We start from the raw sequence: 17652 nt of genomic DNA on the forward strand, positions 1-17652 counted from the left end.
GATGGAAAAGAATGGCATAGAGGTAGCAATCATCGGGATTGCGGGCAAATACCCACAGGCTGATAATATTCAAGACTTTTTTGATAATCTCAAACACGGCAAAGAGTGTTTAACCACATTCACCGATGAAGAGTTGCAAGAAAGTGACCCTTGGTACAGTCAGGACGCAAACTACGTCAAACGGGCTGGTATCATCAATAACGCAACCGCATTTGATAATAAGTTTTTTAATATCTCGAACCGGGACGCGCTATTAACTGACCCACAACAGCGGATCTTTTTACAAACCGCGTGGCACGCATTGGAAGATGCAGGGTGTGACCCATTCACCTATCAGGGTGACATTGCACTGTATGGCGGCAGCAGTTCAAATACGTATCTGTCTCACCATATTTTTAATTCAGATTATCGCCATGAAATCAATCAATACCCAGTCGTCCTCGGCAATGAAAAAGATTTTCTCTGCACGCGGGTCTCACACGCACTGAACCTTCGTGGTCCGGCCATGACCGTTCAAACCGGATGCTCAACCTCACTGGTGGCTGTCCATATGGCCTGCCAGAGTCTGCTCAACGGTGAGTGTGATATCGCCATGGCGGGAGGCATTACCATTCGATTCCCCGTCAAAGCCGGTTATAAATATCTCGATGGCGGCATCTTGTCGCCTGACGGTCACTGCCGTCCGTTTGATCAAGACGCCTGCGGTACCGTCGTCAGTGATGGCTGTGGGATTGTTGTTCTGAAATTACTTGAAGACGCATTACGCGACCGCGACCAGATCTACTGTGTGATCAAAGGATCAGCAATCAATAACGATGGTCAGGATAAAATGGGCTTCACCTCCCCCAGCATTTCCGGACAGTCCCGAGTGATTGAAGATGCGCTGAGTCTATCCGGCCTCGATGCCAGTCAGATCAGTTATGTGGAGACCCATGGCACCGGCACCAAACTGGGTGACCCGATTGAAATCAATGCTCTCAGAGACGTTTATACCGGCCATCAAGGCCAGAAAGTCAAACTGGGCTCCGTCAAAGCCAATATCGGTCATACCGATACGGCTTCAGGGATTACCGGATTGATCAAAGTCGCCCTGATGATGAAACATCATATCTTGCTGCCTCAGATTCACTTTAATCAACCGAATCCACTGCTTGAACTCGACAACAGTCCGTTGGAAATCAACACGCAACTGGCCGACTGGCATGATGACGCAGCCATACGCTATGCGGCAGTCAGCTCTTTCGGACTAGGTGGCACCAATGCACATATGATTGTGGAGTCGGGTGATATCTATCAGCAACCTTCGCAACATGTATCAACCAAACCACAACACATCTTACTGTCCGGCCGGACAGGACAAGATTTGATTCGTAACAGTCAGCAAATCGTAGCGGCGGCTCAGTATTACACCGATCAAGATTTGGCAGATGTTGCCTATACGCTGGCAGCCGGAAGACATCACTTCCCTCATCGCTATTGGATTGAAGCCGCAAACATTGCAGAGGTACGCCATAACCTCGCCGCACTCACCGAAAGTACCGTTCATCAACCTACCGGAATTTGTCGGATTAAAATTTACCAAACTCAGGAGTTGACCTTATCGGAAACTTTCATTAACAGTGCCGATTATTTTAGCTTCGCTGAACTGTCGGAAAAACACCGTTTTCTGGCGGAATTATGCGAACAAATGGTTGTTGAGCCATTAGAAGTTGAAATGATCTACACCAATGAACTGATCGATAAAGTAATGATTCATGCCTACAACGCAGAAAGCAAAAAAGTGGCGGAGACCGACTGCGAAATTTCCTACCTGAGCAACAACGGTGTGTTCAATATGCTCTGCTGGTTGTGGCAACAGGGGCTGACCATCCGTTGGGAAAAACTTTATGCAACTCAGTCAGTCCGGAAAGTATCACTGCCGGGTTATGCGTTTGATCAGACCGTGTTTGAAATTGAACCGACTTATGGTCGCAACGCGCTCACCGACCAACCGGATACGGAGCAGCCAGCCTCTGACGACTCAGCCATCACAGTGGAAAGTATCCAAGATAAAATCCGGCAACTCTGGTTCGATGACTTGGGCGAAGCGATCCCTTGCGCAGCAACCACCGACATTTATGAGTTATGCGGTGACTCATTTACCGCGTTACAGATGAATGTTGAGCTGGAAGACTTCTATGAAATCTCGTTGTCGAACAAGACATTCATTGAAAACAATACCGTGAATAAACTCTCTGAGGTGATTTATAACCTCAAACATACCGGTGAACACTCTACCTTTGATGAGCACATTGTCTGCTTCAATGACCAAGGAGATCTCGCCCCGGTCTTCCTGATTCACCCGGCAGGCGGCACCGTGATGGGCTGTAAAGAATTGGCACGTCGGCTGCCGGAAGGTCACCCAGTTTATGGGATTCAGTACCCCTTCCGCGATGAAGGCAATGACATCGTGTCCATGTGTGATTTAGCTCGCCACTATAACGAAAAAATCACCGCACTTTACCCCGGCGGCAATCTGATCCTTGCCGGTCACTCATTCGGAGGCAATGCCGCGCTGGAAATGGCACTTCAGTTTGAACAAACGGGCAGAACCATCGAGCAAGTGATCATGTTTGACAGCCACCCGCCGCAAGCATACTTCTCAAATACGGTATTCAGCGAACAGCAGTTTTTGGATTCGTTCCCTGTCATCTGTGGCATGTTCTTTAACACCAAAGAACCGCTCAATGATATGAAAAGTGACACGCTTGAAGACGTGGTCGATTACCTCAAACAGAAAGGCTGGGTACCTTGGGGATTCAGTACCGAAGAATTCAAACTGTACTACGAACTATGGCGCAGCAATCACAATACCTTAAGAACGCATATGCCATCCGAAAAACTGAAAGCAGATTTAATCTTCTTCAAAGCGGAAGTGTTCCAACCCCAAGAGATACTCGATGTGCTGAACATCTCGCTGGTTGAAGGTACCGAAATCGCCCAGTGGCAATGTTTTGCTCAATCCATGATCAAAGAGTTCGTGGTTCCCGGAACCCATTACACCATGCTGGACAAAGAAAACGTCGATGTCATTGCCGACATCCTGCATGAATTGCTCACCGTAACCGTCGCAGCCTAGGAGAAATTATAATGACTCAACCACGCCCATTACCAAAAGGACAAACACCGGCCAGATTAAACGCCCGGGGGATTGATTTTTCTGACTACCAAAAAATTGACTACCGCGTCAATCGCAAAGGCGAAGACTGCGTCGAAGTCTGCCGCTCACTGGCAAATCATCTCGATGAAGTCGCCCGCGAAAAATTGGCCGCCGGACATCAGCTCAGCGCCTGTCAACTCTCGTATAAAGCAGCGGCTTTATACCGGATCTCCCATTACGGGATTCTGGAGTTTGATGACGAAAAGGCGGAGTTATATCAAAAAGAGTTGGAAATTTTTTCCCGCGCCCTGTCACTCGATACTCGCTTTAGCGCAGAAAGAACCGAAATCCCCTACCAACAAGGGAAACTGGTCGGCTGGCTGATGAAACCTTTAAATTGCAGTGATGATGTCCCGGTCGTGATTGCGACCGGTGGTATTACCGGCTTTAAAGAAGAAGTTCATTATGTGATTACCCATTTTCTTGAACGGGGAATCGCGGTCTTGAATATCGACGGTCCGGGGCAGGGAGAAACATTCTATCATTATGGCATCGGTGTTGAACCGGAATCAGAACTGGCACATGAGGTGATGATTGACTACCTGATTGACCGGGCTGATGTGGGCAACGATATTGCTTTATATGGTTTATGTATGGGCGGATTACTGGTGGCCAGAACCGCAGCGGCATATCGGGATAAGATCAAAGCGATTGTCTGTATGGGCGGCGGCTACGAGCTGACGAGCAGTGTCAAAGAACACCCTCAGTTTGAAGCTGTATTTGCCTATCGCGGTAAAGTGGCAATCGACGATATCTATCCATTTGTCGAACGTTTCTCGATGGATACGCTATCGACCAAGGTTGACTGCCCGCTCTTGATTATTCACAACCGTCCGGACTTTTTAATTCCGTCGTCGAACGTCAAGCGCATTTATGAAGAGGCAACCACCAGCGATAAGCAGCAAGTATACTTTAAAGGTGCGGAACACAACGCGCATAATGCCAATGCAGAGGCTTGCGCCTTGGCTGCCGACTGGCTGGCCGAGCGATTACTCAATCGCCAAGAAGCCAACGCACCAACACAGACCAAACAGGCCGATTTGGTAACTGGATAACCGCCGGAAAACAGCATGAGCCTTGCATTCGCAAGGCTCATTTTCAGACATCGCTGATATGCAATTGCACAGTGCCACATAGGCTGACAAATCTTATCATCACTACGATCAAATTGTGCTATATTTTAAGCATTCAATTGCATAAAACTCTAATTTAAATCCTGAGTAAAATTCATCTATTTTCCTTTAGGGCGTGTTGATCATGATATGGGTATTTTTACCGCTGATGATTGTACTTTTCCGCTGGAAGTCATTTGAGATATCACACTGGGGCTTTACGGCTTACTATGTGTTGTATGCCTTCATCCTCACTTATTTTTATCACCACCCCTTCTCACCTTATCTCGGCAGTTTCTATCTGGGTATTCCGGCTATTTGTTATGTCTCTTTTCTGTTCCCCAATTTGCAGAACTATTATCCGGAGTCAGCCGTCAGAATGCTCAGTATCATGGGGCTCTCGATCACTTTTGTAACTTTGCTCTACAGCCTGCTCACCAACGGGATCTGGCGATAAATCATGCTGCGCTGAAGCATGGACATCGACATTCTGTGCGAGTCCGGATGTCGCCTGTTCAATTTGTTTCGGGATCTGTTGAATAAAGGTTTTGATCAACTCCTGAATCAATTTATCCGACTCATCTTTCACCCGATCAAGAGTCGCCAGTTTCAGTCGGAACAAATGAATGGACGACTTAACCTTCGCCATCTGCGCCAACTGCTCCGGATTTAATTTCTGCTGCTGTTTCGGTGGCTTCGGTTTGAACGCTTTTTCTACCTGCTGCAAAAGCTTACTCGTATCGGTCATAGAAGACTCTCTTCAACACAGCCTACGATTCATTTTAGCTTTTCCTCCCCGCAAACTATCGGTGAAACAACGGATATATTCACTCATTTCACCGGGTATTTCGGCGCAGAAATAACATAATCAAACCACATTGTTTATCAGGAAAGATCCTATGTTCAAAATACCTTCACGTTGGCTTTTCACGCTGCTCCTCTTGCTATCGGGATGCTCAGTTCAACTCGTTGCTGAATTTGATCCGCAAACCCTGAATCAACTTCAACAAATTAATAACCAAATCGACCGGCTGTATCTGCAGATGTCGGCTCTGCCGGCAACGCAGCGTCAGTATCAGCAATTTCAGCCTCAATATTTAGATATTGATGTCACGATTCGGGGATTCGTCCGGCTTCAGGAGTGGCGGCAAATGAATGAAGAAACCTACAAACAAGCGCAAATTCTGGCCAAACTCTGGCAACAGGACATGCGGCAACACCAGAAAAGCGGTCATCTCTCTGATTTTCTGCTCAAACGTCACCGCGCGCAGTATCAGCAGTTGATCAACACCATCGCACAGGGTGAGTTAGCGAAAAAAGCTGCACATCCCTGAGACTCACGCATACTCATCACTAACTGTCATTGACCACTAACGTTCATTGATTGCTAACCATCATGTACCACAAACAAAGGAGTCGCTATGCCCTTTTCTATAGATACCGTCATCGATCAGATTACAGCGCAATTCAGGCAGTCCCCCTTACAATCGACTATCGAAAACGCACTCAAGACGAGCCTGGCCCAAAAGCAGGAAGAGTTTGAGGCACTAGAGACCGCACTGCACAATGGTGACCTGACGCAAGAAGAGTTTCAAATCGAAATCGAACGTGAAAAAGCACTCCTGACCGCAGAGATGGAAACCCTGCAAATCATGGCCAAAGCCGAGGTCCAAAAAGTGGTGAATCAGGTATTTCAGGCTATTACCAGCCAGTTGAAATAACCCCGAAACAGTAATCTTCACAAGTACGAACAGGCAGCACAGGTACGGGAGGAAAGATGATGAAACGCGTTCGAATCACACGCATTATTTGGGTTCCGTCCGGTTATCACATCGTCCGCCGTACCGCGAGTCGTGCGTCGAAACAGCGCTCACTCGCAAAGACCCCGGCCACTCAAAACATGGTGTCACAGCCGCCGCTGGCGACGGAAGCCATGGCGCGACCAGCGAACGCTACGGTACAACAGCCAGAGCCGGATGCAACGCTTGTTACGTCCCCCGAAGCGCAAGCCACACCGGATGATCTTGCAAAAGCGGAGGTATCTCACTCAGCATCATCCAATCCGGAGTCGAGTGCGATTGCCTCATTTCCCGAACAATGTAATCCCTATCAGAACTTTTTACAGAATTTACCCCACTATTTGAATGATATGCCGACAGAAGTATTCGTGACGCATTCATCCACGGAGCCGACTCATTCATCACCCAAAATATCGCGTTTACCTGCGAATACCGTCCCCATCGCCCCGCCGCTCGTTCCTCACTTGATCGAGCGCCCGAGAGCCCCTCGTATCTCTCCGTCATCCGAGGCAGAGAATCATTCAAACGATGATCATGAGGATGACGATGAAGCGCATCATCCTTTTATCGAACATGCTTGGCTCATCCCGCATCTACGCCAACTGACCGGCATCCGTCATGTGTTGCAGGCATCAGCGGTTTTCAATCCGGCATCATTACCAACGACAGCCCGAACGTCATCAACACCCACAACTTCATCAGAAAACAGTCATTACTCATTCATTCAGCCAAGTTTATCCCCGCCTGAATCTTTAGGATCACCTTGTCATGACTCAACTTGGAGAAAGAGAATGAGACAATTGCTATTTCGCTTATGTGAAGCCTCTGATGGCCGTCACTTTGCTTTCCTCACTGATCAGCCGGACGTTGAGGACTTATTCGACAACGGCTACAAAGTTGCCTATAAAAACCGCGACAGAGCAACCGGTGACGGTATGCTGGCGCGCTGGAGAAAAGCCTACTCCGTCAAATCGGCAAGTTATCAGCAGCTGCCAGAGCAAGACGGTTTGCCGGACGGGGTTCAAAACGCCTTCGACACGATGATCCGCAACTTAATTCCCGGTGTCGATATTTTCTTCTGTGACTATAACTTAGCCATTGAAGCCGATTTGCCCATCTGTAATCACATGATGGAACAATACCGCTCGACCGACTTTGTGCTTTTTTCCTGCGAAGAATTGATCGGCAATGATCCCACCACACAACCTTACATGGTTTCTTATGCCGCACCGCGTTATCAGAATGGCGGTAATACCAGCAGCCAGCATCGAATTTATTGCAAAACCGACGCTTTTGCTTTTTGTCAGTCAATTCATGCCATTGTGGTTCAACAAGAAAAAGATGCCCTGAGCGGTGGACATATTCGCACTGAAGTCGATACATACATCGGTGAGCCGCCCGTCGAAGCCGCTGTTGCCGAGCAAGTCATCAATCGATTTGTCGAAGCACTGCCGCAATACAACAGTTCAGTCAAAGCGCTGAAGGCGCCGCAGACAGAATAAGTTCTGGAGGTGGTATGAAAGCAGAACGACTGTATTATGCGGCCTTGAGTGCCGCATTAATGGCAAAGGCTGAACCGGCACTCGCCCAACAACTGGCCTACCAACTCGCTTATCTCACAGCCAATCCGAAGCTGCTGGGATATCCGACGACCACGCCATCAAATGATTCAGCACCTGAGAAACGGCCAGTCAACGATACAACCCTGACGCAGCAAGCAAGCGATTCGGTCTCGTCCTCGCTACAGTCTCATCAGTTACAGACTCACCAAGGACAGGCACATCAAGCATTTACTCCGCAGGATCAGCACTTACGGCAATCTCCGCAGCGCTGGCCGATTAATCCGCTCAACCACGTCGATTGGCTCGGTGGCGGTCGTCTGAATGAACGTTGGCTCAAACAGCAGAAGTTTGCTACAGGCAGACAACCGCGCACAACCACGCACTCAACCGCACCCTCGTTTCAACGTGTCCCAGTCCCAGCGTCTCCCGCGGATGAGGAACGAATTTTCAATCGCATCAATGATGCCATCATGCGGGCATTGGTCCACTCGGATCCCGATGCGCAGCGTAAATTTGCCGTCGCGCTATTTGCCTGCCTTCGTCATTACCGCTGGCCTGCGCCTGAGGCTGAACGAGAAATCTATTGGCTGATCATGCATTCAGTCCGCTGCTACCGATACGGCACCCGGCTGCAATGGGGCAAGGCGTTTGCCACCGGTATCGAGGCCAGACAGCAGCGCAATCCAATGTATCGGATCGTGTCAGAGTTCCTCAATCACCCGCAGCCAGAACGCGCGCAAATCGCGCTCAAACAAGTGATGATGCAACTGAAACAACTGCCCCCGATTCTTCAGGCACAATGTTTAGAGCTCGGCATTGTTTATCGGGATCCCCATACTCTGGCAACCGACAAGTGTTCTGTTTTGTATGATGTCCTCAATCCGCCGGCACTGGATAAGGCGGTGACGTGGTTTTGGAATGAATGAGTCATTGGCGGTTTTTATATTTCACGTCAAACTTGGGAACCGGTGGCTGGGAAGGACAAAACTTGTGATGCAGGTGTTTGGTGCGCAATCACTTTCCTCGGTTTCATCAACATCACCGACTGCGCCCCAGGTACTTTTTCATGGCCGAAAAAGTACCCCAAAATGCCTGAGGTTTGGGTTCAGCGCACCGAATCAGGGGCGGATTGATTCGCATCCTGCTCAGGCAATCCTGAAAAATCCATCCGGGATTTTTCACCCTGAGAGCATCGATCAATTTGGCTTCGCTTTAAAAATGTTTCACTGCTCGCAAATCAACTCCCCAACTAAGAAAACCATTCCGGGAGAATGGTTAGGCTTTTCCGGGCAGGACGCCCGTAAAAGCCGGTTCTGGACAACGTGCGACGCCGTCAAACACAAAAAGATTTTCTGGTTCGTCTTTCATCTCTGAAAGATGAACTGGCGCACTGAACGCCAATGCCTCTGAAATCGAAAAAACCAATTGTGCGTCAAATCGAGAAGCCGGTGGCTGGATTGCTCCGAGAAAGACAGACGGTTTCTAAGCTGCCTACGCGGCAGCGAATTATGCGACATCCCTCTAAACGAAAAGCAAAAATAATACCAAGCATTAGCTCCCTATATTCGAAGTCTGGAAAAGTATATACGCATCATGAACACCTTGTATGAACATTTGAGCAGCGATAATTGTGAGAATCAGGCCCATCAATCTTGTTGTAATACTAATTCCCGCTTCTCCTATTTTTTCAACTAATTTGGCACCATACAAAAAGCACACGAAAGTAATCAGGCACAGTAAAGCAAATGAAATTATCGTGATAATAATATGCAGTATTTGTCCGGATGCTGAGTAGTTCATCGCGGTAGCAATGGTACCCGGACCAGCCAGAATCGGCAGAGCCAAAGGCGAAATTGCAATATCTCTGTCGTCGTCATCTGCTGTGGTATCTGAGTGAGAGTGAAGCTTGGACGCGCTACCATGTAACATATTATAACCGACGATAAAGACTAAAATGCCACCAGAAAGTCTTAATGCAGGCAAGGTAATCCCAAAGACTTCGAAAATACCTTTTCCCAGCAGACAGAATGCGGTGATGATAATAAAGGCGGTGATCAGGGCTTTAATGGTCGTATTTTTTCGCTGTTGCTGATTTTGGTTAGCAGTCAGGCCGATAAATACGGCGGTATTCGCAATAGGATTCATCATGGCAAAAAATCCCATAAAAACCGTAATCGCCATGGTCGTGATATCGTGCATCATAAGGAGGAGCCAGCTTTATCTGATTGAGTAAGAATTAGTTATCATGTTTTATGGCGACGTGTCTATCAATCCATCAACTTTGTAGCGAGATATATCGCTAACACATCACCATATTTTGGAGCCGAAGGCTGGGGAAAACAAACTGTGTATCTGCTGTTTGGGACGCTCAGGCTTCATCAATTCCAGCAATATGATACCTACATCCAAGTTGCTTTTGCTCGTCGTCACATCTCCTAAATAGCCATCTCCTCATACAGGTGAGTCAAAAAATCTTGCATAAACAACACTCGTGCTCTCGCAATTTCTTTTGCCGCCTCGGTATTCAGTTTTTGCTCCAACTTCAAAAGCTTCTTGTAAAAATGATCGACGATGTAATTTTTATCATCAAGAGGTCGTTGATGGACGGTCGGATTTGGCTCTGATGGGTGACTAATTGAAGAGGCAAATTTCCCACCGACAATAAAACATCTGGCAATGCCAATCGCACCTAAAGCGTCTAGCCTATCAGCATCTTGTAAAATTTGAGCTTCTATAGACATTGCTTCAATCTGGCTAGAATAACTGTGAGCTTGTATGACATGTTTCAACTGATTGACTTTTTCTTCCTGAAAGTCTGGAATCTCACGTATCAATTGACTTGCATATTCTGCTGCATGACGCGAAGCATCTTTATTTTCGTCACTGTTTTTAGGATAACTGATGACATCATGTAAATAGGCTGCCGTTATCAAAACGTCCATATCAACATTCTGATAGAAGCGGCTCAGATATTTACAATTTTTAACCACCCGATTTACATGCATCATATCATGAGAAGGATCTGATTTTTTCATTGACTGAGCAGCTATCGACTCTAACTTAATTTCTAGTTCATTATTCACAAAAACGTCTCCAAATATATATCTGATAATAAAATCTCATCTTTACCTTCAAGCTCATTAATTACATTTAGGTTATAATCCTTATCTACTATTCTTTGAGCCGCACATAAAATAGCCCCTTGAACCATATGCGCAAAATAACCTATTTCTCCACCATCAATAAAGTTCACAGCATTACCTTTATTACAAAAATAAATATTTCTATTTTCATTACTAGAAAAGAAGGCCCCATTGACTAATCTGAATTTATCAAAATCTATATCAAACTCATCATCAGATGATGTAACTGAGAAAAAATAGCACCGATTTAAAAACAATGAAAAATCAGACTCAGATATTGATTTATTACCTGTTGCAGAAAAAATAACATTAAACCGACCAAATTCATCTCTATCTTTTATGATATTTAAATTCAAACATGATGCATGAACCAACCTTCGTGAATCCTTATCATATACAGTCACAGAATATCCATACTTTTGTAAACTTTGTGCAATACTCCGCCCTATTTTACCAAACCCTATGACAAGTATTTTCTTTCCATTAAATGTTTTTCCTAAAGTCCTCAATTGCTTTTCTGCTGAAAATAAAATGGCTAAACCCACCCACCAATCTTCAGTCTCTTTAGGAAAACTCCTCGCAATAGAGAACAATGGGATATTTACATTTAACAAGTCCTTACTTTCATATTTTTGCTGACCATTTTCTGTATCTTCTATAATACCAATTACATTATCAACTTCTAAATCGTCATCAAATATAGAAGAAAAATACCCACCAATATCAAGTAGTATACATTTTTCACCGTCAGTAAAATTATCTATTTTAGATAGAGTCTTACTCTTAGTAGAAAAATCATTCCGTTCTAATATTTCAAAATTATATTCATTTTCTTCTAAATAACTAATGATAGATTCATCTACAGAATTTGGTTTTACCAATACCTTCTGTAATAAATTATATTTAGATAATATAGAAACATATGGGATTAGACTTTTAATAGCATGACATACAATAATTAAGTTATTATTTTTAAAATTTAACTCATGAATAAGTTTCAAAAAGAAGTTTTCTTCTAAAGATAGAGGGTATAAATATCTATTATTAATGGGGCTGCTAGTCAATAGACTATGAGTTTCCTTCATATTTATATTTTTCCTTTATGATCAAATTTTTCTAGCCATAAAACTTACCAAGAAAACATAATTTGCAACTTGATTCATATCATTTTTCTTTTACATTCCCAAAATACCTTTGAGTATACAAATATTCTCATTTATCACTTACTCGCGTTTAATCACAATAAATAATCTAACAAAACTTCTTACAACGCATCCTACAGACTAAGCGTTAAAGATACCCATGCTCCTACATAGTCAAACAGTTGAGAGGATCTGAAGAACTCAGAAAAAACACCGAGATCCGCCCTCCTCAATCACTTACAGTTCCCCTGTACACCACAACATCACTGATCAATCCATCATGTAAGGAGCACCGATGAATGCCCAACAACTGCTCGGATTCTTTGCCGAACACTATGATTTTCAGCGTGCCAATCAGTATCTTGCCGATCCCGAAATCCGCGCCTTCGCCAAATCCTGGCTGACGGTCGAACTGGGGCAAACGCTGCTACAACACACGTCGGATGCCCGGCTTGCCTATACACCACGCTATGCTGACCATGAAAGTTACCTCCATTACCGGGAAAAGGACGATCAGATTGACATTTGCAATAAACGGGCAGCGTCTTACGCTGATTTCAGCATCGGACAGGCACAGAAATCCGTCTGGTATGAAGTTTTTTTCATCCATGAGCAACAGTTTCGCCTTGCCCGGGAACGGCAGAAAATGCACATGAATATGGCGCGTGTGACGGCTTTTCAGCGCTATCTGCAAGGGGATCAGGTCTGTTTACTCAGTGTGTTGTGGGGCGCTTTTGATACCCGGGATGCAGCATTGCTGGCTGAATTTGATCACCCGTTACGCTGTACCTATGCCTTAGATTCGCTGCGTCAGGGGAGCGGTCAGATTTCGCGGCTATGTCAGATTGATAAGCAAGCCAAACCGAGACTGATTCTGGCGGCCTATATGCCGAAGTCATGAGTGAGACCAATGCGCATCGACTGAAATAATGTGTGCGGCTTCAATCAAATTTCTTCGCGACTTCTGCCGCTTTATTCCCCAATTCAGAAAAATTAGCGGTGCCTTTTTCCATAATTTGCTGGGCTTGTTCAATCACTTTGATATATTTTTCGTCGCCGGTGGCTAACAACTGTGACAGGGCCACCCCAATGGCCGTGGTACTGATGGTATTGAGGTTCCGGAGATTATCGACAGCATCCTGAACGGCAATTGCCGTTGACTGTGCAACGGACTGTTGGGCCTTTTCAGTGGTTGATCCTTTCGACATGGTTCCTCATCAAAGCATCGCGCTGAATTCAGATAGCGTGTCAAACTGCGACGTCATTCGTCATCGCCTAGCCTTGCTGTAAGATCAGGGCGCACGCGGTGGATGTTGCAGCATTACTGACAGCTTGCATCCCCTGTTGAATCGTGACTGCATTTTGCATATGCAGGCCCATGGTATCGGACATAGCTGATTCCGTCAGTTGATTGATCATCTCATCGACCTGCTCCAGATCGGTATTTTCCTGCTTTGCCATGATACATTCTCCGCGGATGAAATCGTCTTCGCCGGTTGAAGGGGGATTCGCCATTCACAGCGCTTGAATTGAATGGCTTTGCCCCTTGTCTGATGGCCAATCCCATCCATTAATCTTTTTCGACAATATCTTCAGCAGCCCGGCCTAAAACCGCCGTGCCGATAGCCGTTAGGGCGTTGATCCCCTGCACCGTTGCAGATTGCATCGTGATTCCGGCCTGTTGCTGTGCCGATGTGGCATTATGGTTGAGATTCGACATCGCCAGACTCATTGCAGTATAGAGATTACCCATCGCATTGGCTGGGGAACTCGCCAGTACCTGCGTATTGGTCTGAGTGATTGCATCTGTAATTTGTTCATTCACTTTTTTAGACATAATTTCCTCGTTTATGCGTGCTGCTCAGGCAATACCTGCTGAAGTTGCTGATTGATTTTTTGCATTTCCTGCTCGATCTGGGTGTGAACGTCTTCAAACATCTGGTTCACTTCCTGATGAACCTTTTGAATATTTTCGTCCATCTCCAATGACTTAAATTGATCCTGATTCTGGCGGACCATGTGCCGAATCTCTTGCATCTGGTTTTCCGTCGCTTGCTGAATCTGATTTAGCCGCTGCTCGATATTGGTAGACGATGGTTGCTCACTCATTCTTCTGTTTCCTCCGGCTGTTGTTTATTCCGTTTTAAAAACCTGAATAAGTTAAATCGCTTGGGTTGTTTGGTATCCACTGTCACCGAGTCTGAGTCATTCGCATCCGGAGACAAACGATCTGATCCATCGACAAAAATAGCGGGCTCTGCATTCGAATCTTTTCGGGAAGATGCCGGCATAACCGAGGTCTGCGTTTGCAGCAGCCGGGCACAAGCATTGGTCACCGACGCTGCGGTTGTCATTTGTGACTGTTGCTGGCTGGTGATTGCGTTATACATCGACAGCCCTAATGTATCTGCCAATGTGGTTTCTAACAGGCTGGTCGGCTGGGCCGTATAGGCCTGCAAAGTATTAAAATGTTCAATCGTCTGCTGTGGCAACTCTTGCCGCGATTCGTTTTCATAGCGGGGATTCTGCTCTTGCATCATCGTCACTCCTTGATTGTTGCTGATGATCCTGATTTCCGCTGCTGCCGATCAAAGATCATCGTGTGGATTGGATCAGGATCACTCACTCATCTCTTGTTTTCACTGCGCCTCAATACGGGCTCGTCGTATCGGACGCTGCGATTATTTGTCAGAGTCGTACAGCACTGTGGCAATTTTTTCCCCGACGACGCCAAAGTTATCCGCACCACTGGTCACGACTTTTTGGGCCTGTTCAATGATATGGGCATACTTTAAATCACCGGTTTCTAACATCTGACTCAGTGCGGTACCAATAGCCGTGGTACTAAGCGTATTGAGGTTACGCAGATTGTCTGTCGCATCCGATAATGCCAGTGCAGTCGATTGAGCAACCGACTGAAATGCAGCGTTAAATGCACTTTGATCCGGCTCAGGAGGACGTAAGGTATCTTTCATCTTATGCTCCTTTTAAGACCCTTTACCGGACGAGCCGGTAAAGGGAATGAAAGCACTGATTAATCTTTCTCAATAATGCCTTCGGCGCTACGGCCAACCACCGAACCGCCGATGGACATTAAGGAGTTGACGCCCTGCACGGTGGCGGCCTGCATCGTAATTTGCGCTTGCTGCTGGGCAGCAGTCGCATTGTGAGCAGCCGTGCCGAGGGCCTGACCGGTTGACATCAGTAAGTTACCCATTGCCATAGCTGGCGTTTCACCGACGACTTTTGTATTGACTTGTGTGACCGAGTCTGTCACCTGTTCATTCACTGGCATTGTGATTTCCTTTTACGAGTTAATTAATGAAATGGTGTCCTGCTCACGCCACTTCGGATGTCAGACAGGACGCGTTAACACAAACTGGTGTTAACCTTTTTCAATGATGCCTTCAGCACCCCGTCCGATGACGGAAGAACCAATGGCCATCAAAGAGTTGACCCCCTGCACGGTGGCAGCTTGCATGGTGATTTGTGCCTGTTGCTGTGCCGCTGTCGCATTGTGCGCTGCATTACTTAATGCATGGCTGGTTGACATCAGCAAGTTGCCCATTGCCATCGCGGGAGTTTCCCCGACAACTTTTGTATTCACCTGCGTTACTGAATCGGTGATTTGTTCATTCACTGGCATAATATTCTCCTACATTCACTGAATTAGCTTTTCTTACTAGGTTCTAGAATCAGCTCAACACTCCGGCCAACAATTGCGCTGCCGGTACTGAGCAGTGAATTGACTCCCTGTACTGTCGAGGTCTGGTGGACCAAAGTTGCCTGCTGGTTCGCACTCACACTGCTGTGCGCGGTCAGTCCCATGGCATGGCTGGTGGAAATCAGCAGATTCCCAATCGCTGCTGCCGGTGTACTGCCAACGGCTTCCGTGTTGACTTGGGTTACAGAATCGGTAACCGCATCATTTACTGGCATAGATATGCTCCTCTTAGTCATGAAAGATGACGATTCATCTTTCAAAGCCGGTCAGGATGACGAACTTTTCAGTGCAATGGCGTAAATCAGGCTCGAACTCAGAGCTGTGTTGGTTACGACTATTGTCTGTATCTGCTGCTGAACCTGAGTTGCATTTTCTGCGGCCCGGCCAAGCGAGGCTGCAACCAGATTCAATTGCGTGTTTCGTGAAACCTTGGGTGTCAATTCACTTAACAACTTCTGAACATCAATTTCCATCTTCCGGCTTCCTGACGCCATCCTGTGACTGAGTTTCATATTAGAAGTAACTCAATTGGATAACTTGGCTTAACGGATGAATAATCACGACTTATCCGGCAATAAAGCGGTGACTAATGGGCAACGAAATAGTCGTGTTCCCGACGTTGAACTTGCCGATACTCTCTTGGCGTACAACCGGCATAGCGCTTGAACATTTTTTCAAAATGACTGAGGTCGCCAAACCCGGCACTCATGCAAACATCGGTAATCTTGATCAATGGGTTGGTCATAATCAGACGTTGTGCTTCACGGATACGAAGCTGACACAACATTGTTTTGAATGAACTGCCCAGATGTTCCCGGAACAAGTATGATAAATGAGAGGCACTGGTATAACTGGCTGCGGCAATTTGGCTCAGCGAGATCTCTTCGTGGAAGTGCTCACTTAAAAACAGTAATGCTTTGGATAATGCAGGATGCATATTTGTCCATAATGTTTGATCATGTCGGAGTAAATGCTCGATCAAATCCACTTTAGGGGTTACTTTTTGGCAAAGATCTAAGCGCACCAAATCATCGGCAGTGATTTCGGTTTGCTCCAATGAAGTAATTAACAATAATATATTTTGCAACTGGCTAATATTGCCGGGCCACTCATATTTTTTCAGTTGTTCCAGTGCATTATCAGAAAATAAAATAGAGCGATTAAATCGACTCAAAATGAATTGAATGTGCTGTTCGATGTCTTGTTTTCTTTCTCGAAGTGGCGGCAAATGAAAATTAAACTGAGGCACTGATGAACCTAATATTTTTGCAATAAACTGTTGTTCCGAAGGTAAGCTACAAAAAGGTTCTGAACAGGAGACGATTAGGCGGATTTTATTTTTCCTTAATGCTTCCTGAAATGAATCCTGCGTTAATAAGAAAATCAATTCGTCTTTGAATGATGGTTCTAATTTATCGACCTCTTCCAGATAAATGGAGCCCTTCCCGACTTGCTCAATACAATGACACAGATAGTCTCGATATGTTTGAGCATTATGAAGATTCGCCGGAACACAGATGAACGGCTCTCGGGAGCGAGAGCTGTGATAGTGAATATTACATGCCACATCTTTCTTTTCACAACCCGGCTCACCCGAAATGAATACTGGGAAATCGACTTCTGAGGCAAAGCGAATTTGTTGTGTAATCCGCTTCATCAAATTCGAATCACCAAGAATAGGATAGAAAAGATCTTTACTGTGATTGAAAGCCTCAGAGTCACGCGACGCAGATGAATCGTATAAGTAGTTTGTCTTGTTTATCATTGTTTAATTCCTTTTATTTACCATTGACGCCAACGTTTTATGCTAAACGGGACAATTTGGTTAATATTGGAATTTACAATGATCTTTACGGTCTAAATGATGTTGATAATGTTTATATACATCACGGTTTTTCGCTATTTATTATCAGGAATAATATTTAAATATATTAGTATTTTTATCAAAATAATGATCGGTGTTTCATCATT

The 17652-nt window shown here is 45.7% G+C and carries 23 protein-coding genes; 8 read left to right on the plus strand and 15 right to left on the minus strand.

Annotated elements, in window-relative coordinates:
• The first annotated feature begins 1 nt into the window (after position 1).
• Entirely contained in the window at positions 2–3118 is a 3117-nt protein-coding gene (locus VRK_RS12280) for a beta-ketoacyl synthase N-terminal-like domain-containing protein (RefSeq protein ID WP_059121631.1), read from the plus strand.
• Positions 3119–3129: 11 nt separating this feature from the next.
• On the plus strand, positions 3130–4254 hold the full coding sequence (locus tag VRK_RS12285; protein WP_059121632.1) for an alpha/beta hydrolase family protein: 1125 nt from the start codon (positions 3130–3132) through the stop codon (positions 4252–4254).
• A 424-nt stretch (positions 4255–4678) separates the two neighbouring features.
• On the opposite strand, the gene VRK_RS12290 is transcribed toward VRK_RS12285, so the two are convergent.
• On the minus strand, positions 4679–5059 hold the full coding sequence (locus VRK_RS12290; RefSeq protein WP_059121633.1) for a hypothetical protein: 381 nt from the start codon (positions 5057–5059) through the stop codon (positions 4679–4681).
• A 151-nt stretch (positions 5060–5210) separates the two neighbouring features.
• Between VRK_RS12290 and VRK_RS12295 the strand changes: the two genes are divergently transcribed.
• From VRK_RS12295 to VRK_RS12315, 5 genes are all read left to right on the plus strand, one after another.
• Positions 5211–5645, plus strand: a complete 435-nt coding sequence (locus VRK_RS12295) for a hypothetical protein (protein WP_059121634.1) — start codon at positions 5211–5213, stop codon at positions 5643–5645.
• An 87-nt stretch (positions 5646–5732) separates the two neighbouring features.
• On the plus strand, positions 5733–6032 hold the full coding sequence (locus VRK_RS12300) for a hypothetical protein (RefSeq protein ID WP_059121635.1): 300 nt from the start codon (positions 5733–5735) through the stop codon (positions 6030–6032).
• A gap of 56 nt (positions 6033–6088) precedes the next feature.
• The gene (locus VRK_RS21440; protein WP_231735767.1) at positions 6089–7612 is read left to right on the plus strand and encodes a hypothetical protein; all 1524 of its coding nucleotides are present in this window, start codon (positions 6089–6091) and stop codon (positions 7610–7612) included.
• A gap of 14 nt (positions 7613–7626) precedes the next feature.
• Entirely contained in the window at positions 7627–8598 is a 972-nt protein-coding gene (locus VRK_RS12310) for a hypothetical protein (protein ID WP_059121636.1), read from the plus strand.
• Positions 8599–8662: 64 nt separating this feature from the next.
• Positions 8663–9046 carry a hypothetical protein gene (locus VRK_RS12315; RefSeq protein WP_157371907.1) on the plus strand — a complete coding sequence of 128 codons (384 nt, stop codon included), beginning with the start codon at positions 8663–8665 and terminating at the stop codon, positions 9044–9046.
• Between the two features lie 177 nt (positions 9047–9223).
• On the opposite strand, the gene VRK_RS12320 is transcribed toward VRK_RS12315, so the two are convergent.
• The 3 genes from VRK_RS12320 to VRK_RS12330 all read right to left on the minus strand — a co-directional run bounded on the left by VRK_RS12320 (position 9224) and on the right by VRK_RS12330 (position 11900).
• Entirely contained in the window at positions 9224–9871 is a 648-nt protein-coding gene (locus VRK_RS12320; protein ID WP_059122759.1) for a MarC family protein, read from the minus strand.
• Between the two features lie 236 nt (positions 9872–10107).
• Positions 10108–10755 (minus strand): HD domain-containing protein, encoded by a 648-nt coding sequence (locus tag VRK_RS12325; protein WP_082671375.1) that lies wholly within the window; start codon positions 10753–10755, stop codon positions 10108–10110.
• Entirely contained in the window at positions 10752–11900 is a 1149-nt protein-coding gene (locus VRK_RS12330) for an NAD(P)-dependent oxidoreductase (RefSeq protein WP_059121639.1), read from the minus strand. Before VRK_RS12330 ends, VRK_RS12325 begins: the two co-directional genes overlap by 4 nt.
• A gap of 352 nt (positions 11901–12252) precedes the next feature.
• On the opposite strand from VRK_RS12330, the gene VRK_RS12335 reads away from it, so the two are divergent.
• Entirely contained in the window at positions 12253–12858 is a 606-nt protein-coding gene (locus VRK_RS12335; RefSeq protein ID WP_059121640.1) for a hypothetical protein, read from the plus strand.
• 40 nt (positions 12859–12898) lie between these two features.
• Here VRK_RS12335 and VRK_RS12340 read toward each other — a convergent pair whose 3' ends face one another.
• The 11 genes from VRK_RS12340 to VRK_RS12390 form a co-directional block, all read right to left on the minus strand.
• Complete coding sequence (locus VRK_RS12340; RefSeq protein ID WP_059121641.1) at positions 12899–13165, minus strand: hypothetical protein; 267 nt, start codon at positions 13163–13165, stop codon at positions 12899–12901.
• 67 nt (positions 13166–13232) lie between these two features.
• A complete protein-coding gene (locus tag VRK_RS12345) occupies positions 13233–13472 on the minus strand; it encodes a RebB family R body protein (protein ID WP_231735768.1) in 240 nt (79 codons plus the stop codon).
• A 55-nt stretch (positions 13473–13527) separates the two neighbouring features.
• Positions 13528–13794, minus strand: a complete 267-nt coding sequence (locus VRK_RS12350) for a RebB family R body protein (protein ID WP_059121642.1) — start codon at positions 13792–13794, stop codon at positions 13528–13530.
• Between the two features lie 11 nt (positions 13795–13805).
• Complete coding sequence (locus tag VRK_RS12355; RefSeq protein ID WP_059121643.1) at positions 13806–14066, minus strand: hypothetical protein; 261 nt, start codon at positions 14064–14066, stop codon at positions 13806–13808.
• The gene (locus VRK_RS12360; RefSeq protein WP_231735769.1) at positions 14063–14497 is read right to left on the minus strand and encodes a RebB family R body protein; all 435 of its coding nucleotides are present in this window, start codon (positions 14495–14497) and stop codon (positions 14063–14065) included. Before VRK_RS12360 ends, VRK_RS12355 begins: the two co-directional genes overlap by 4 nt.
• Positions 14498–14638: 141 nt before the next feature.
• Positions 14639–14932 (minus strand): RebB family R body protein, encoded by a 294-nt coding sequence (locus VRK_RS12365; RefSeq protein WP_059121644.1) that lies wholly within the window; start codon positions 14930–14932, stop codon positions 14639–14641.
• Between the two features lie 59 nt (positions 14933–14991).
• Complete coding sequence (locus VRK_RS12370) at positions 14992–15252, minus strand: RebB family R body protein (RefSeq protein ID WP_021019359.1); 261 nt, start codon at positions 15250–15252, stop codon at positions 14992–14994.
• Between the two features lie 90 nt (positions 15253–15342).
• Positions 15343–15603 (minus strand): RebB family R body protein, encoded by a 261-nt coding sequence (locus VRK_RS12375; protein WP_021019358.1) that lies wholly within the window; start codon positions 15601–15603, stop codon positions 15343–15345.
• 23 nt (positions 15604–15626) lie between these two features.
• On the minus strand, positions 15627–15896 hold the full coding sequence (locus tag VRK_RS12380; RefSeq protein WP_059121645.1) for a RebB family R body protein: 270 nt from the start codon (positions 15894–15896) through the stop codon (positions 15627–15629).
• A 51-nt stretch (positions 15897–15947) separates the two neighbouring features.
• Positions 15948–16154: a RebB family R body protein gene (locus VRK_RS12385; protein ID WP_021019356.1), complete on the minus strand. Its 207-nt coding sequence runs from the start codon at positions 16152–16154 to the stop codon at positions 15948–15950.
• A 113-nt stretch (positions 16155–16267) separates the two neighbouring features.
• Complete coding sequence (locus tag VRK_RS12390; protein WP_059121646.1) at positions 16268–17446, minus strand: AraC family transcriptional regulator; 1179 nt, start codon at positions 17444–17446, stop codon at positions 16268–16270.
• Positions 17447–17652 lie beyond the last annotated feature (206 nt).

The organism is Vibrio sp. MEBiC08052 (assembly GCF_001506075.1).
Lineage (GTDB): Bacteria > Pseudomonadota > Gammaproteobacteria > Enterobacterales > Vibrionaceae > Vibrio.

Bases quoted from the DNA above. Each gene is read 5' to 3' on its own strand.
- VRK_RS12280 (WP_059121631.1), top strand. From the start codon at position 2: ATGGAAAAGAATGGCATAGAGGTAGCAATCATCGGGATTGCGGGCAAA.
- VRK_RS12285 (WP_059121632.1), top strand. From the start codon at position 3,130: ATGACTCAACCACGCCCATTACCAAAAGGACAAACACCGGCCAGATTA.
- VRK_RS12290 (WP_059121633.1), bottom strand. From the start codon at position 5,059: ATGACCGATACGAGTAAGCTTTTGCAGCAGGTAGAAAAAGCGTTCAAA.
- VRK_RS12295 (WP_059121634.1), top strand. From the start codon at position 5,211: ATGTTCAAAATACCTTCACGTTGGCTTTTCACGCTGCTCCTCTTGCTA.
- VRK_RS12300 (WP_059121635.1), top strand. From the start codon at position 5,733: ATGCCCTTTTCTATAGATACCGTCATCGATCAGATTACAGCGCAATTC.
- VRK_RS21440 (WP_231735767.1), top strand. From the start codon at position 6,089: ATGATGAAACGCGTTCGAATCACACGCATTATTTGGGTTCCGTCCGGT.
- VRK_RS12310 (WP_059121636.1), top strand. From the start codon at position 7,627: ATGAAAGCAGAACGACTGTATTATGCGGCCTTGAGTGCCGCATTAATG.
- VRK_RS12320 (WP_059122759.1), bottom strand. From the start codon at position 9,871: ATGCACGATATCACGACCATGGCGATTACGGTTTTTATGGGATTTTTT.
- VRK_RS12330 (WP_059121639.1), bottom strand. From the start codon at position 11,900: ATGAAGGAAACTCATAGTCTATTGACTAGCAGCCCCATTAATAATAGA.
- VRK_RS12335 (WP_059121640.1), top strand. From the start codon at position 12,253: ATGAATGCCCAACAACTGCTCGGATTCTTTGCCGAACACTATGATTTT.
- VRK_RS12340 (WP_059121641.1), bottom strand. From the start codon at position 13,165: ATGTCGAAAGGATCAACCACTGAAAAGGCCCAACAGTCCGTTGCACAG.
- VRK_RS12345 (WP_231735768.1), bottom strand. From the start codon at position 13,472: ATGGCGAATCCCCCTTCAACCGGCGAAGACGATTTCATCCGCGGAGAA.
- VRK_RS12350 (WP_059121642.1), bottom strand. From the start codon at position 13,794: ATGTCTAAAAAAGTGAATGAACAAATTACAGATGCAATCACTCAGACC.
- VRK_RS12355 (WP_059121643.1), bottom strand. From the start codon at position 14,066: ATGAGTGAGCAACCATCGTCTACCAATATCGAGCAGCGGCTAAATCAG.
- VRK_RS12360 (WP_231735769.1), bottom strand. From the start codon at position 14,497: ATGATGCAAGAGCAGAATCCCCGCTATGAAAACGAATCGCGGCAAGAG.
- VRK_RS12365 (WP_059121644.1), bottom strand. From the start codon at position 14,932: ATGAAAGATACCTTACGTCCTCCTGAGCCGGATCAAAGTGCATTTAAC.
- VRK_RS12370 (WP_021019359.1), bottom strand. From the start codon at position 15,252: ATGCCAGTGAATGAACAGGTGACAGACTCGGTCACACAAGTCAATACA.
- VRK_RS12375 (WP_021019358.1), bottom strand. From the start codon at position 15,603: ATGCCAGTGAATGAACAAATCACCGATTCAGTAACGCAGGTGAATACA.
- VRK_RS12380 (WP_059121645.1), bottom strand. From the start codon at position 15,896: ATGCCAGTAAATGATGCGGTTACCGATTCTGTAACCCAAGTCAACACG.
- VRK_RS12385 (WP_021019356.1), bottom strand. From the start codon at position 16,154: ATGGAAATTGATGTTCAGAAGTTGTTAAGTGAATTGACACCCAAGGTT.
- VRK_RS12390 (WP_059121646.1), bottom strand. From the start codon at position 17,446: ATGATAAACAAGACAAACTACTTATACGATTCATCTGCGTCGCGTGAC.